This is a genomic window from Agromyces sp. NPDC127015, from assembly GCF_042725165.1.
Taxonomy (GTDB): domain Bacteria; phylum Actinomycetota; class Actinomycetes; order Actinomycetales; family Microbacteriaceae; genus Agromyces; species Agromyces chromiiresistens.
The window spans coordinates 303,652-317,482 of sequence record NZ_JBHXDI010000005.1 but is presented as its reverse complement, the minus strand read 5'-3'; the positions used below and the strand labels follow the sequence as shown (position 1 = coordinate 317,482).

General features: G+C 70.3%; 15 protein-coding genes. 7 read left to right on the top strand and 8 right to left on the bottom strand.

Annotated elements, in window-relative coordinates:
* Positions 1–22 precede the first annotated feature (22 nt).
* From ACFWGP_RS16265 to ACFWGP_RS16255, 3 genes are all read right to left on the bottom strand, one after another.
* On the bottom strand, positions 23–1,426 hold the full coding sequence (locus ACFWGP_RS16265) for a PhoH family protein (RefSeq protein WP_231432299.1): 1,404 nt from the start codon (positions 1,424–1,426) through the stop codon (positions 23–25).
* A gap of 217 nt (positions 1,427–1,643) precedes the next feature.
* The gene (locus ACFWGP_RS16260) at positions 1,644–2,762 is read right to left on the bottom strand and encodes an aminotransferase class V-fold PLP-dependent enzyme (RefSeq protein ID WP_376931362.1); all 1,119 of its coding nucleotides are present in this window, start codon (positions 2,760–2,762) and stop codon (positions 1,644–1,646) included.
* A gap of 79 nt (positions 2,763–2,841) precedes the next feature.
* On the bottom strand, positions 2,842–3,627 hold the full coding sequence (locus tag ACFWGP_RS16255) for an isoprenyl transferase (protein WP_231430405.1): 786 nt from the start codon (positions 3,625–3,627) through the stop codon (positions 2,842–2,844).
* Between the two features lie 72 nt (positions 3,628–3,699).
* Between ACFWGP_RS16255 and ACFWGP_RS16250 the strand changes: the two genes are divergently transcribed.
* Positions 3,700–4,503, top strand: coding sequence for a hemolysin III family protein (locus ACFWGP_RS16250; RefSeq protein ID WP_308191636.1), 804 nt, complete (start codon positions 3,700–3,702; stop codon positions 4,501–4,503).
* 59 nt (positions 4,504–4,562) lie between these two features.
* Here the strand turns inward: ACFWGP_RS16250 and ACFWGP_RS16245 are convergent, their stop codons facing one another.
* Entirely contained in the window at positions 4,563–4,880 is a 318-nt protein-coding gene (locus ACFWGP_RS16245; RefSeq protein WP_231430404.1) for a hypothetical protein, read from the bottom strand.
* An 87-nt stretch (positions 4,881–4,967) separates the two neighbouring features.
* Here ACFWGP_RS16245 and ACFWGP_RS16240 point away from each other — a divergent pair, with 87 nt between their 5' ends.
* Both ACFWGP_RS16240 and greA read left to right on the top strand, forming a co-directional pair.
* The gene (locus ACFWGP_RS16240) at positions 4,968–5,366 is read left to right on the top strand and encodes a DUF4307 domain-containing protein (protein WP_231430402.1); all 399 of its coding nucleotides are present in this window, start codon (positions 4,968–4,970) and stop codon (positions 5,364–5,366) included.
* 115 nt (positions 5,367–5,481) lie between these two features.
* Positions 5,482–5,973 carry a transcription elongation factor GreA gene (greA, locus tag ACFWGP_RS16235; protein ID WP_376931361.1) on the top strand — a complete coding sequence of 164 codons (492 nt, stop codon included), beginning with the start codon at positions 5,482–5,484 and terminating at the stop codon, positions 5,971–5,973.
* Positions 5,974–6,133: 160 nt separating this feature from the next.
* Here the strand turns inward: greA and ilvA are convergent, their stop codons facing one another.
* Both ilvA and ACFWGP_RS16225 read right to left on the bottom strand, forming a co-directional pair.
* Positions 6,134–7,381: a threonine ammonia-lyase gene (gene ilvA / locus ACFWGP_RS16230; protein ID WP_231430399.1), complete on the bottom strand. Its 1,248-nt coding sequence runs from the start codon at positions 7,379–7,381 to the stop codon at positions 6,134–6,136.
* Positions 7,378–8,622 (bottom strand): AI-2E family transporter, encoded by a 1,245-nt coding sequence (locus tag ACFWGP_RS16225; RefSeq protein WP_231430398.1) that lies wholly within the window; start codon positions 8,620–8,622, stop codon positions 7,378–7,380. Before ACFWGP_RS16225 ends, ilvA begins: the two co-directional genes overlap by 4 nt.
* Before the next feature lie 100 nt (positions 8,623–8,722).
* On the opposite strand from ACFWGP_RS16225, the gene ACFWGP_RS16220 reads away from it, so the two are divergent.
* Positions 8,723–9,952, top strand: coding sequence for a winged helix-turn-helix domain-containing protein (locus ACFWGP_RS16220; RefSeq protein WP_376931360.1), 1,230 nt, complete (start codon positions 8,723–8,725; stop codon positions 9,950–9,952).
* On the opposite strand, the gene ACFWGP_RS16215 is transcribed toward ACFWGP_RS16220, so the two are convergent.
* On the bottom strand, positions 9,949–10,824 hold the full coding sequence (locus ACFWGP_RS16215; protein WP_376931359.1) for a M48 family metalloprotease: 876 nt from the start codon (positions 10,822–10,824) through the stop codon (positions 9,949–9,951). The genes ACFWGP_RS16220 and ACFWGP_RS16215 overlap by 4 nt on opposite strands.
* Before the next feature lie 9 nt (positions 10,825–10,833).
* Entirely contained in the window at positions 10,834–11,400 is a 567-nt protein-coding gene (locus ACFWGP_RS16210) for a LemA family protein (protein WP_231430395.1), read from the bottom strand.
* Between the two features lie 187 nt (positions 11,401–11,587).
* On the opposite strand from ACFWGP_RS16210, the gene ACFWGP_RS16205 reads away from it, so the two are divergent.
* From ACFWGP_RS16205 to ACFWGP_RS16195, 3 genes are read left to right on the top strand one after another with little or no spacing between them, the layout of a single operon-like run.
* A complete protein-coding gene (locus ACFWGP_RS16205; protein WP_231430394.1) occupies positions 11,588–12,205 on the top strand; it encodes a TetR family transcriptional regulator in 618 nt (205 codons plus the stop codon).
* 32 nt (positions 12,206–12,237) lie between these two features.
* The gene (locus tag ACFWGP_RS16200) at positions 12,238–13,077 is read left to right on the top strand and encodes an ABC transporter ATP-binding protein (protein ID WP_231430393.1); all 840 of its coding nucleotides are present in this window, start codon (positions 12,238–12,240) and stop codon (positions 13,075–13,077) included.
* On the top strand, positions 13,074–13,808 hold the full coding sequence (locus ACFWGP_RS16195; RefSeq protein WP_231430392.1) for an ABC transporter permease: 735 nt from the start codon (positions 13,074–13,076) through the stop codon (positions 13,806–13,808). The genes ACFWGP_RS16200 and ACFWGP_RS16195 overlap by 4 nt, the downstream gene beginning before the upstream one ends.
* The last annotated feature ends 23 nt before the right edge of the window (positions 13,809–13,831 follow it).

Genomic DNA, 13,831 nt, shown 5'->3' with positions numbered 1-13,831 from the left:
CCGCCCCGCCGAGCGAGCCCCGCTACGCCAGCTCGGCCCCGTCGAGCAGTTCCGACACCAGCGCCGCGATCGCCGACCGCTCGCTGCGCGTGAGCGTGATGTGCGCGAACAGCGGGTGGTCCTTCAGCGTCTCGATGACGCTCGCGATGCCGTCGTGCCGGCCGACGCGCAGGTTGTCGCGCTGGGCGACGTCGTGGGTGAGCACGACCCGCGAGTTCTGGCCGATACGGCTGAGCACCGTGAGCAGCACGTTGCGCTCGAGCGACTGCGCCTCGTCGACGATCACGAAGGCGTCGTGCAGCGATCGTCCGCGGATGTGCGTGAGCGGCAGCACCTCGAGGATGCCCCGGTCGACGACCTCGTCGAGCACGTTGTCGGAGACGACCGAGCCGAGGGTGTCGAACACCGCCTGGCCCCAGGGATTCATCTTCTCGCCCTGGTCGCCCGGCAGGTACCCGAGCTCCTGGCCGCCGACGGCGTAGAGCGGGCGGAACACCATGATCTTCTTGTGCTGCTGGCGCTCGAGCACCATCTCGAGCCCGGCGCACAGCGCGAGCGCCGACTTGCCGGTGCCTGCCCGGCCGCCGAGCGAGAGGATGCCGATCTCGGGGTCGAGCAGCAGGTCGATCGCGAGGCGCTGCTCGGCCGACCGGCCGTGCAGGCCGAAGACCTCGCGGTCGCCGCGCACGAGCTTCACCTCGCCGTCGCCCACGACGCGGCCGAGTGCCGAGCCCCGGTCGGAGTGGATGACGAGGCCCGTGTTGACCGGCAGCCCTTCCACCTCGCGCGTGATCATCGACTCGTGCTCGTAGAGCTTCGCCATGTCGTTCGAGCCGAGCGAGAGCTCGGCCATGCCGGTCCAGCCCGAGTCGAGCGCGAGCTCGTGCCGGTACTCCTGCGCGTCGAGGCCGATCGATGCGGCCTTCACGCGCAGCGGCAGGTCCTTCGAGACGACCGTCACCGGCACGCCGTCCTGCTGCAGGTTCGCCGCGCAGGCGAGGATCCGCGAGTCGTTGTCGCCGAGCTGGAGCCCCGACGGCAGCACCTTCGGATTCGAGTGGTTGAGCTCGACCCTGAGCGAACCGCCGTCGCCCACGGGGATCGGGAAGTCGAGCCGCTCGTGTGCGACGCGCAACTCGTCGAGGATGCGCAGCGACTGCCGCGCGAAGTACCCGATCTCGGGGTCGTTGCGCTTCGCCTCGAGCTCGGTGATGACCACGACGGGCAGCACCACCGCGTGTTCGGCGAAGTTGAAGAGTGCGCGCGGATCGCTGAGCAGCACCGACGTGTCGAGCACGTACGTGCGCTCGGCCTGTGCAACGCCCTCGCGGGGCTCCGCTGCGTCGCGCTCCCCCGCGCGAACGTCCGAACGACCGACCGAATCAGGAGTAACCGATGACGCCACAACCGCTCCCGCCCCGAGCATTCCTGCCCGGTTCACGCGCCTGCCGCCGATCCCTCCCGAAGTCGGTTCCGGTGGCCGACCCGAACGGGTGATCTACCCGTTGAGCCGAACCTACGTCCGGCCCGCTGGATCCGCGGAAGCGACACGCGCATCGTCATGTCGTGTTCACCTTCGGACGGCGGATGCCTCGGCGCCGGCGCCGGCGCCGAGGCATCCCGATCGTGCGCGGTGACCGGCCTCAGTAGGAGGCGGCCGTCGAGTACGAGACGAACGCGCCCCGCAGCATCTCGAGCGTCTCCTCGCTCGTCGCGGCGTGGATCGAGAGCCGCACCGTCCCGAGCCTGGTCGTCGCCGTCACACCGTGGTTGTGCAGCGAGGCGGTGAGCACCGTGACCTGGTCTGCCGGCGGTTCGAGCACGACGATGCCCGCGCGCTCCTGCTCGTCGCGCGACGACGCCACGGGAATGGCGTACTCGTCGGCGAGCTCGATCACCCGGCTCACCCGATCGGCGACGGCGGCGTTGATCACCGGCACGGTCACGTCGGCGATCTCCTCGAGCGCGGCCGCGAGGCGCGCCTGCGCGAGCGGGTCGGGGTTCGAGACTCGGTAGGCGCGGGCGTCGGGCGCCGGCGGGGGCACATGGCCCCACGGCTCGGCCTCCTCGGTCGCGCTGAATCCGGAGAAGACGGGCGTGAGTCGCTCGAGAGCCCGGTCGGAGAGCGCCAGGATGCCGGTGCCCCAGCCCGCACGGCACCACTTATGCCCGCCCGTGACGACGACATCGGCCGCCTCCCAGGGGGCGTCGACGATGCCGAAGCCCTGGATCGCGTCGACGATGAGCAGTCGGTCGCCGATCACCTGCCGGACGCCCTCGATGTCGCAGAGGTAGCCGGTGCGCGAGTCGACGAGGCTCACCGCGACGGCGACGACGCCCTGCTCGAGCTGTTCGCGGATCTGCCCCGGCGTCACCTTGCCGTGGTCGGTCTCGAGCCACACCGGCTGGACCGTGTGCAGCGCCTCCTGCGCACGCACGGCGGCGATGGGCAGGCTCGGGAACTCCTCGGCCGACAGCAGCACTCCCCCGGTGAGCCCGAACATGGCGTGCATGAGGCCGGTCGTCGCGTTCGGCTCGAACGCGATCTGGTCGACCGGGAAACCGGTCAGCGCCGAGGCGGCCGCGCGCACGCGCGAGTCCTGCTCGCCGAATGCGTCGAGGCTGCCGTGCCGGGCGCGCTGCAGTACCTGGGTGAATGCGAGGGTCTCCTCCGCGGCGGCCGTCGAGAGCGGCCCCACGCGGCCGTAGTCGAGGTACCCCGGCTCCTCGGTGAAGCCGGCGGTGAAATCGTCGATGGTCACGTTGCGTGCCCCCTTCTCCGTCGATCATCATGACAGAACGGGTGGATGCCTCGCAGCGCGCCGCCGCGAGAACGGGTAGTCAGCCGCCGAATCGGCGATGGCGTTTCGCGTAGTCGCGGAGCGCCCGGAGGAAGTCGACCTTGCGCAGGTCGGGGCCGAGCGCCTCGACGAAGTAGAACTCGGAGTGCGCCGACTGCCAGAGCATGAAGTCGCTGAGCCGCTGCTCGCCCGAGGTGCGGATCACGAGGTCGGGGTCGGGCTGGCCGCCCGTGTAGAGGTGCTCGCCGATGAGGTCGGGCGTGAGCCGCTCGGCCAGGTCTTCGAGGCTGCGACCCTCGGCGTGGTGCGCAGCGACGATCGAGCGCATGGCGTCGGTGATCTCCTTGCGGCCGCCGTAGCCGACCGCGAGGTTGACGTGCAGGCCGTGCTTGTCGGCCGTGCGGTGCTCGGCGGCGTCGAGCGCGGCGACGAGCGGCCCGGGCAGCCCCGTGTCGCTGCCGACGTGCTGCACGCGCCAGTCCCGGTAGTGACTGAGCTCCTCAGCGAGGTCGGCGATGATCTCGAAGAGGTCCGAGAGCTCGTCGCCGGGGCGGTTGCCGAGGTTGTCGCTCGAGAGCAGGTAGAGCGTGACGGTCGAGATGCCGAGGTCGTCGCACCACTCGAGGAACTCCCGCATCTTCGCGGCGCCCGCCCGGTGCCCGTCGGCCGCCGTGCGATAGCCGAGCTGCTTCGCCCAGCGACGGTTGCCGTCGATGATCATCGCGACGTGGCGGGGCAGGCCGGCGGGGTCGAGTCCGCGACGGAGCCGGTTCTGGTAGAGCCGGTAGAGGATCCCGCGACCGAGGGGCTGATCGCTCGTCTGCACGGCACTACGCTACCCCCTCACCCTCCTCGAACTCACAGCGGACCGTGATGGGGCAGGCCCTACGCTGTGACCATGACCCCTGAGCGCCACCACGACCCCGCGGATCTCGCAGACGAGTTCGCGCGGCCCGTGGCTCCCGACGACCCGGGCGACCTCGCGGTGTCACGCGAGGAGCACGGCCCCGACCTGCCGAACATCCCGCTGCTGGACGACTCGTTGAACCACGCGGTCGAGGTGAAGCCGACGTGGCGGGGGTGGATCCACGCCGGCACCTTCCCCGTCGCCATCGCGGCGGGCATCGTGCTCATCTGCCTCGCGCAGGGTGCGCCCGCGAAATGGGCCTCGGCCGTGTTCATGCTGACGTCGATGCTGCTGTTCGGCAACTCGGCGCTGTACCACCGCTTCAACTGGAAGCCGAAGACGAAGGTCGTGCTCAAGCGCATCGACCACGCGAACATCTTCCTGCTGATCGCGGGCACCTACACGCCGCTCGCCATCCTCGCCCTCCCGCCGGCGAAGGGCTGGCTGCTGCTCGCGATCGTGTGGGGCGGGGCCCTGCTCGGCATCGGGTTCCGGGTGTTCTGGATCCATGCGCCGCGCTGGCTGTACGTTCCGCTCTACCTGCTGCTCGGCTGGGCCGCGGTGATGTACCTCGGCGACCTGCTCGCGGCGAACGTCGCGATGATGGTGCTCGTCATCGTCGGCGGCCTGCTCTACACGGTCGGCGCGGTCGTCTACGGCCTGAAGAGGCCGAACCCGTGGCCCGGCGTCTTCGGCTTCCACGAGATCTTCCACGTGTGCACGGTGCTCGCCTTCATGTGCCACTGGACCGCGACGCTGCTCATCGCGATGGCACCGGTCTACCACGTGGGCTGATCGACGCCGGCGTCCGGTGGCCAGTCGCGACGAAGGACCGCGTCGAGACCCGCCCCGAGCTACTCGGTCGGGCGGTCGGGCGCCTCGCCCGAGGCATCCGGCCGGTCGTCGCCCTCGCCGAACTCGGCGAGCTCCGCGTCGCGTGCCGCCGCCTCGTTCTCGGCGTCGATCTGCGCGCGCACCTGCGCGCGGTAGTTGGTGCGGCGGATGCGGCGGACCATGTCGAGGACGAGCAGCAGCACCGCCACCATCACGAGGAACGTGACGACGAAGCCCCATACGCCGGGGGTGACCGTGTCGGGGTCGAACTCCTCCTTGCCGTCGGCGAGGACCAGCGTCGCCGAGGACAGCAGGGAACGGACGGAGTCGACGAGCATCGGCCAGCCTTTCGGGGATGGATCCTGCCCTCAGGGGGCGGGTTTAGGCTTGATGCAGCCTAGTCGATCCACCTCCGAAGGAGCCCCGTGACCACGTCGCTCGACGAACGGTACGGCCGCACGCGCCGCAACCGCTCGCGTGATCGGTTCCTGCTCATCGCCGGAGCCGTCGCGGTCGCCGTCGTGATCGTCGCGTGGGTCGTCTGGGCCGGCCTCGACGGCTCGAAGCCGCAGGTCGAGGTCACCGACACCGGCCACCGGCTCATGAACGAGGAGCGCGCGGTCGAGGTGAGCTGGAACCTCTCGGTCCCGCCCGGCAACGAGACCGCTTGCATCGTGCAGGCCCTCAACGCCGACTTCGCCATCGTCGGCTGGAAGACGATCATCGTGCCGCCGTCGACCGAGCACATCCGCGCGCTCACCGAGACCGTTCGCACGGCGCAGGAGGCGAACACCGGTTTGATTTACCGCTGCTGGCTCACCTAACATGGGTCATTCGCCCCGACCCATGTCGGGGCGACACGTCTATCCGGCGCGGCTTCGCGGGCTCCATGCCCGCGAGGGGGACCGCACCGGGTATCCCGACACAGGAGTGTGCATCATGGCGCAGGACGCCACTGTCACCTGGCTCACCCAGGACGCCTACGACCGACTCGCGGGCGAGCTCGAGCAGCTCTCGACGACCGGTCGCGAGGAGATCGCGAAGCGCATCGAGGCGGCCCGCGAAGAGGGCGACCTCAAGGAGAACGGCGGCTACCACGCTGCGAAGGACGAGCAGGGCAAGATCGAGGCCCGGATCCGCCAGCTCAAGGAGCTGCTGAAGACCGCCGAGGTCGGCGAGGCGCCCGCGTCGAAGGGCATCGTCGAGTCGGGCACCGTCATCACCGCCGTGATCGCCGGCGACGAAGAGACGTTCCTCATCGGCAGCCGTGAGATCGCCGGTGATTCCGAGCTCGACGTGTGGAGCGAGCAGTCGCCGCTCGGCGCCGCCATCCTCGGCCTCAAGGTCGGCGAGAAGACGAGCTACACCGCGCCCAACGGTCGCGAGATCGTCGTGGAGATCACGAGCGTCGACACCTGGGGCGGCCAGTAGTCGCCCGCGACCGGTCCAGCGCGAAGAGCGGATGCCTCGGAGGCATCCGCTCTTCGCGTCTCGGCGGCGAGCAGCACCGGTTCAGGAGAAAGTCCGCTGTTCAGGACGAGACCACGAGGATCGTCCTGATTCCGCGCCGGTCTCCTGAGACGGCGGCTGCTCAGTCGTCGAGCACGACCGGTTCGTAGCCGGCACGGCGCAGGACTTCGACGACCTCGGCGCGATGCTCGGGCCCGCGCGTCTCGACCGAGATGTCGATCTCGACCTCGGAGATCTGCATGCCGCGGCCGTGGCGCGTGTGCAGCACCTCGACGACGTTCGCATGCGAACCCGCGAGCAGCTCGGCGACGCGCACGAGCTGGCCGGGCCGGTCGGGAAGGCCGACGCGGACCGTGAGGTAGCGGCCGGAGGCGGCGAGCCCGTGCGCGATGACGCGCTGCATGAGCAGCGGGTCGATGTTGCCGCCCGAGAGCACCGCGACCACCGGGCCGTCGTTCGGCACGGCCCCCTTCATGATCGCGGCGACGGCGACGGCACCGGCGGGTTCGACGACGAGCTTCGCGCGCTCGAGCAGCACGAGCAGTGCGCGAGCGATGTCGTCCTCGGTGACGGTGACGACCTCGTCGACCGCGTCGCGGATGATCTCGAAGTTGAGTTCGCCGGGCCGGTAGACGGCGATGCCGTCGGCGATGGTCGGCACGACCGGCACCGTCTGCGGAGCCCCCGCCGCGAGCGAGGCGACGTACGGCGCCGCGTTCTCGGACTGGACGCCGATGATCCGGATGCTGCGCCCCTCCGCCGCGGCCCGCTGCTTGGCCGCACTCGCGATACCGGCGGCGAGGCCGCCGCCGCCGATCGGCACGACGATCGTCGTGGCGTCGGGCGCCTGGTCGAGGATCTCGAGCCCGAGGGTGCCCTGACCCGTGACGACGTCGACGTGGTCGAAGGGCGGGATCACGACCGCACCGGTCTCCGCCGCGAAGGCGGCTGCCGCTTCGAGCGTCTCGCCGACCGAGGCTCCCGCGAGCACGACGTCGGCGCCGTAGGCCTTCGTCGCCTCGAGCTTCGGCAGGGCGACGCCGACCGGCATGAAGATCGTGGCGCGGATGCCGAGCTCGCGTGCGGCGAATGCGACGCCTTGGGCGTGGTTGCCGGCCGAGGCGGCGACGACGCCGCGCGCTCGCTCCTCCGGCGTCAGCGAGGACATGCGGTGGTAGGCGCCGCGCAGCTTGTACGAACCCGTGCGCTGCAGGTTCTCGCACTTGAGGCGCACGGGCGCGCCGAGCACCCGCTCCAGGTAGCGGGAGGACTCCATCGGCGTCGTGCGGGCGACGCGGGCGACGATGTCGCGGGCGGCCTCGAAGTCGGCGAGCGCGGGGCCGGCGATCGTGTGGTTCAACTCGTTCATTCTCCTCGCTGGAAGCCGGGACGCTGCGGGACGGTGCGCCACAGCGGCGAACGCACGGCGACGGTCGACGGCGGGGCGTCGTCCTTCCAGTCGCCGCTCGAGATGTACAGGATCATCACGTTGACGACCGCCGCGACCGGCACCGCGAAGAGCGCGCCAGGGATGCCCGCGAGGAACGACCCGGTCGCGACTGCGACGACGACGCCCAGCGGATGCACCTTGACCGCGGTGCCCATGATGAGCGGTTGCAGCACGTGCCCCTCGATCTGCTGCACGAGCAGCACGATGCCGAGCATGATCACGGCCGGCCAGAAGCCGCTGTACACGAGCGCGACGAACACCGCGAGTGCACCCGTGACGACGGCGCCGACGATCGGGATGAACGACCCGAGGAACACGAGGATGGCGATCGGGATGGCGAGCGGCAGCCCGAGGAAGAACGCACCGAGTCCGATGCCGATCGCGTCGATCGTCGCGACGAGGATCTGCACGCGGACGAAGTTCTGCAGCGTCTCCCAGCCGGCCTGGCCGGCACCGTCGACGGCGGTGCGCGCCCGTCGTGGGAAGATGCCGACGATCCAGTTCCAGATGCCACGGCCGTCGATCAGCATGAAGAGCGTGGCGAAGAGGGCGAGCAGCATGCCGGCGAGGAAATGACCGACCGTCGATCCGAGCGAGAGCGCCCCGCTCCAGATGATGCCCATGTCCTGCTGCACCGCGGTGACGGCCTGCTCGACCCAATCGTTGAGCTGCGCCTCGGTGATGTGCAGCGGACCGGCGAGGAGCCAGGCACGGAAATCGTCCCACGCGACGAGCGACTGGGCGGTGAGTTCGTCGGCCCCGCGCACGATCTGCCAGATGCCGAGCGTGAGCAGTCCGCCGACGACGGCGAGTGCGGAGAGCATCGCGACGGCGACCGCGAGCCACTTCGGCCAGCCGTGCCGCCGGAGGAACGCGGAGAAGGGCACGAGCAGGGCGCTGAGGAGCACCGCGACGAGGAGCGGGATCAGGATGAGCCGCAACTGGATGACGAGGAAGACGACGACCGCGAGCACCCCGGCGATCAGCAGCAGACGCCACGACCATGCACCGGCGAGGCGGACGCCGTAGGGCACGCTCGATTCGACATCACCGCTCGCGGGTTCGTGGACCTGCTTCGCCGCCGGCTCGGGCGCAGCACCGAAGCCGAACCATCGTCGTGCGCGTCGTCCGCCTCGTCCCGCCCCGCCCGAGTCCGCCATTCATCCAGTCTAGGCACGGCGTATGCGCACCTCGGCATGCCGTGCCCGGGGCGGGCGCCGCTCGCCGATGTCGGTGGCGGACGCTAGCGTCGGTGTCACCATGGTCGACGTCGTCAGTCCCGCCCTCGCCCGCCGCATCGCACTGGCCGCGCAGGGCTTCTCCCGCCCGCACCCCGAGGCCGCCGGCACCCGCGCCCTGAACGGCGTGGTCGACCGGCTCGGCCTGCTCCAGATCGACTCGGTCAACGTGTTCGAGCGCAGCCACTACCTGCCGGCCTTCAGCCGGGTCGGCGACTACGACCGGTCGCTTCTCGATCGCATCACGTCTGGCCGTCGCGGGCGCATGGTCGAGTACTGGGCGCATCAGGCGGCGTACATCCCGCGCGAGCTGTGGCCGTTGTTCGAGTTCCGGCGCGACGAGTACCGGCAGGCCGGCAACGACTGGGGCGGCTGGGTGGCCGACGAGCACGGGCTCGCCGGCTGGCTGCGCGCCGAGCTGACCGAGAAGGGTCCGCTCCGCGCGAGCGAGATCGAGCACGATGCGAACGTGCGGCGCGGCCCCTGGTGGGGCTGGTCCGACGTGAAGCGCACCCTCGAGATGATGTTCCGCACCGGCGACGTCGTCTGCGTCGACCGGCAGCGGTTCGAGCGCGTCTACGCCCTGCCCGAGCAGGCGCTGCCCGCCGAGCTGCTCGACGCGTCTCCGCCCGTCGACGAGGCCGTCCGCACGCTCGTCGCGCTCGCGGCCAGCGCCTACGGCATCGCCACCGAAGCCGATCTCGCGGACTACTGGCGCATGAAGCGGGCGCCGGTGCGCCAGGCGATCGCCGAACTCGAGGCTGCCGGCGTGCTCCTCCCGGTCGAGGTACCCGGTTGGCGCACCGGCAGCCGGGCGACGCCGGCCTGGGTGCATCGCGATGCCCGGCGACCGCGCCGCATCGAGACCGTCGCGCTGTTGTCGCCGTTCGATCCGGTCGTGTGGTTCCGCCCACGCACCGAGCGTCTGTTCGACTTCCACTACCGCATCGAGATCTACACGCCAGAGCCCGACCGCCGGTTCGGCTACTACTCGCTGCCGTTGCTCATCGACGATCGCGTGGTCGGCCGGGTCGATCTCAAGAGCGACCGCAAGGCGGGCGTCCTGCGCGTGCAGTCCGCGTGGACCGAGCCCGATGCCCCGGCAGACACGGCGGCGCGGCTGGTGCCCGTGCTGCGCCGAGCGGCGGCCTGGCAGGGTCTCGACGACGTGCTGGTCACCGGTCGTGGCGACCTCTCCCCCGCGCTCGCGGCCGAACTCGGGTCCGCTCCGCAGCTCGTCGAGGTCGGCTAGAAGCTGCCGCCCATCTCCTCGAGTCGCTTGACCCGATCGGCGATCGGCGGGTGGGTCGCGAAGAGTCGGCTCATGACGCCCGGCTTCAGCGGGTCGGCGATCCAGAGGTGCGCCATCGACGAGTTCTGCCGCTGCATCGGCCGGCCGTACGCCTCGAGCTTCTCGAGGGCCCGCGCGAGGGCGTCGGGATGCCGCGTGGTCATCGCCCCCGTCGCGTCGGCGAGGTACTCGCGCTGTCGGGAGACGGCGAGCTGCACGAGGCTCGCGACGAGCGGCGCGATGAGCATCGCAACGAGGCCGAACACCATGACGATCGGGTTCGAGTTGTTGTTGTTGCGACCGAAGAACGCCATGCGCACGAACATGTCGGAGATGAAGCCGACCGCGACCACGAGCCCGAACACGATCATCGACAGCCGGATGTCGTAGTTGCGCACGTGCCCGAGCTCATGCGCCATGACGCCCTCGAGCTCGGCGTCGTCCATGATCTCGAGGAGACCCGTCGTCGCCACGACGACGGCGTGCTCGGGATCGCGGCCGGTCGCGAACGCGTTGGGCGCGGGGTCCGAGATCACGTAGACGCGCGGCATCGGCGTGCCCGTCGCGATCGAGAGGTTCTCGACCGTGCGCCAGAGGCGCGGGTGGTCGGCCTTCGACCGGACCTCGATCGCCCCCGACATCGAGAGCGCCTGGCGGTCGGCCGTGAAGTACTGGATGAGCGCGTACCCGGTCGCCACGACGAGCGTCACGACGACGATCGTGAGGTCCTGGTAGACGACCGCGGCCAGCCATCCCAGCCCGCCGATGATGGCGAGGAAGAACAGGATGATGAAGACGGTGTTGCGCTTGTTCCTGGCGATCGCGCGATACAAGGCCGGCCCTTAGAACTGGACGCGCGGAGGCTCGGCGATCGCCGCCGCCTCGGTGACCTCGAAGAAGTCGCGCTCGTGGAAGCCGAGGCCCCGAACGAACAGGGTGTTCGGGAACACCTTGATCTTCGTGTTCAGCTCGCGCACGCCGCCGTTGTAGAACCGGCGCGACGCCTGGATCTTGTCTTCGGTGTCGACGAGCTCGGCCTGCAGCTGCAGGAAGTTCTGGCTCGCCTGCAGCTGCGGGTACGCCTCGGCGACCGCGAAGATCGACTTCAGCGCCTGCTGCATGTGGTTCTCGGCGACGCCGGCCTCTGCGGGGCCCTGCGCCTGCAGGGTCTCGGCGCGTGCCTGCGTGACCGACTCGAACACGCCCTTCTCGTGCGCCGCGTAGCCCTTGACCGCCTCGATGAGGTTCGGGATCAGGTCGGCCCGGCGCTTGAGCTGCACGGTGATGTCGCTCCACGCCTCGTCGACGCGGACGTTGAGGGTGACGAGCGAGTTGTAGGTGGCCCAGAGGTAGATGCCGATGATCACCACGAGTGCGACGACGATGATGACGGGGATGAGCCATTCCATGGCACGGACTCCTAGCGCATTCGGCGGCAGAACTGGGGCGTGAACAATCCTACCGATCGGTCTCGTCGCGGAACGGCCTTCCCATGAGACTCGGAGGAACCCCGCGGCGGGCTCCGGGGCGGGGCACCGGAGAGGCACAGCGTGTGACGGAGCACCCCGAGCCGGCCCCCGGGGTTAGGCTCTGGGTGTGACGGAGCGCATCCCCCGACGGCGCCCGGGTCGCCCCCGCGGCGCGAAATCGGGTGACACCAGGGCGCGCATCCTCGCCGCCGCGACCGAGGAGTTCGGCGAGCGCGGCTACGAAGCGGCGTCGATGCGGGCGATCGCCCGTCGCGCCGGCGTCGATCCCGCGCTCGTGCACCACTACTTCGACGACAAGCAGCACCTCGTCACCGAGGTCGTCGAGGTGCCGCTGCAACCCGACCGCCTCGTCGCCGGCGCGCTCGACGGCCCGCTCGACGGCCTGGGCGACCGGCTCGTGCGCGCAGTGGTCACCGCGTGGGACTCGGCGACGGTGCGCCCGGCCGCGGTGGCCGCCCTGCGATCGGCGATCGGCCAGGGACCGGTGTCGCGGATGCTCCGCGAGTTCCTGCGACGCGAGATCATGCACCGCATCGCGGAGCACCTCGACGAACCCGACGCCGAGCTCCGCGCCGAACTGGCCGCGTCACAGCTCGTGGGAGTCATCATGGTGCGCTACGTGCTCGAGTTCGAGCCGGTCGCGTCGCTGCCGACCGACGAGCTCGTCGCCCGTGTCGGCCCGTCGGTGCAATGGCACCTGACCGGACGTCCTCCGGGGTCTTGACAGGGCACCCGCGCAGGCGAATTATTCAGCACATGGTGAATAGCTCGGATGCCTCGTCACCGCCCCCGCACCGGGGCGCCCACGCGATCGCGGGATCGGGGGCGGCGGTCGTCGCCGAGGACCTCCACGTCGTGCGCGGTGGTGCCGCGGTGCTCGACGGCCTGTCCCTCGCGGTGCCGAGCGGCATGATCGTGGGGCTGCTCGGCCCGAGCGGCAGTGGCAAGACGACGCTGATGCGCTCGATCGTGGGCGCACAGGTCGTGAAGTCGGGACGAATCGAGGTGCTCGGGCGCCCGGCCGGCAGTCGGGAACTGCGACGCCGGGTCGGCTACGTCACGCAGCAGGCGAGCGTCTACGACGACCTCACCGTGCGGCAGAACATCTCGTACTTCCGCCGGGTGCTCGGCGCGCCGGCGGGCGACGCCGACCGGGTCATCGACCGCACGGATCTGCGTCCGGTCGCCGATCGGCTCGTCGGCTCGCTGTCGGGCGGGCAGCGCGGTCGCGTCTCGCTCGCCGCCGCCCTGCTCGGCAGCCCCGAGCTGCTCGTGCTCGACGAGCCGACCGTCGGGCTCGACCCGGTGCTCCGGGTCGACCTCTGGGGAATGTTCCGGAACCTCGCCGACGAGGGCACGACGCTCCTGGTCTCGAGCCATGTCATGGACGAGGCGAAGCGGTGCGACCGGCTGCTGCTGATGCGCGACGGCGCGCTGCTCGCCGACGACACGGTGCAGGGCGTGCTCGAGGTCACGGGCACCGACGACGTCGAGACGGCGTTCCTCCGGCTCATCGATCGAGGCGAGCCCGACCTGAGGTCGCTCGACGACGAGCAGAGCGGTGCGCACGGCCGGCACGAGGAGGAACCGCGATGACGCCCGCACGGACCCTCGCGACCACCGGCCGGGTGCTCGGTCAGATCCGGCACGATCACCGCACGATCGCGCTGCTGCTCGTCGTGCCCAGCCTGCTCATCGGCCTCGTCGCGTGGATCTTCGTCGACACCGACGTGTTCGCCGACATCGGCCCCGCGATGATCGCGCTGTTCCCGTTCATCGTGATGTTCCTCGTGACGAGCATCGCGACGCTGCGCGAGCGTCGCAGCGGCACGCTCGAGCGGCTGCTGGCGATGCCGCTCGGCAAGGGCGACTTCATCCTCGGCTACGCGCTCGCCTTCGGCCTGCTCGCCGTCGCGCAGACCGCGATCGTCGTGTCGTTCGCCGTCTGGGTGTGCGGTCTCGAGATCGAGGGGTCGATCTGGCTGCTGTTCGCGGTCGCGGTCGCCGACGCGCTGCTCGGCACCGCGCTCGGGCTGCTCGCGAGCGCGTTCGCGCGCACCGAGTTCCAGGTCGTGCAGTTCATGCCGCTCATCGTCTTCCCGCAGATCCTGCTCGGCGGCATCTTCATCCCGCGCGACCAGCTTCCCGCAGGGCTCGAAGAGATCAGCGACTGGCTGCCGCTCAGCTACGCGATCGACGCACTCCAGGCGGTCGCCGCCGACAGTGAGTCGACCGAGTGGATCATGGTGAGGATCCTCGCGATCGCAGCATGGATCGTCGGCTCCATCGTGGTCGGCTCGATCACGCTGCGTCGACGAACGCCCTGACGCGGTTCTCACGCGTCTCCCCA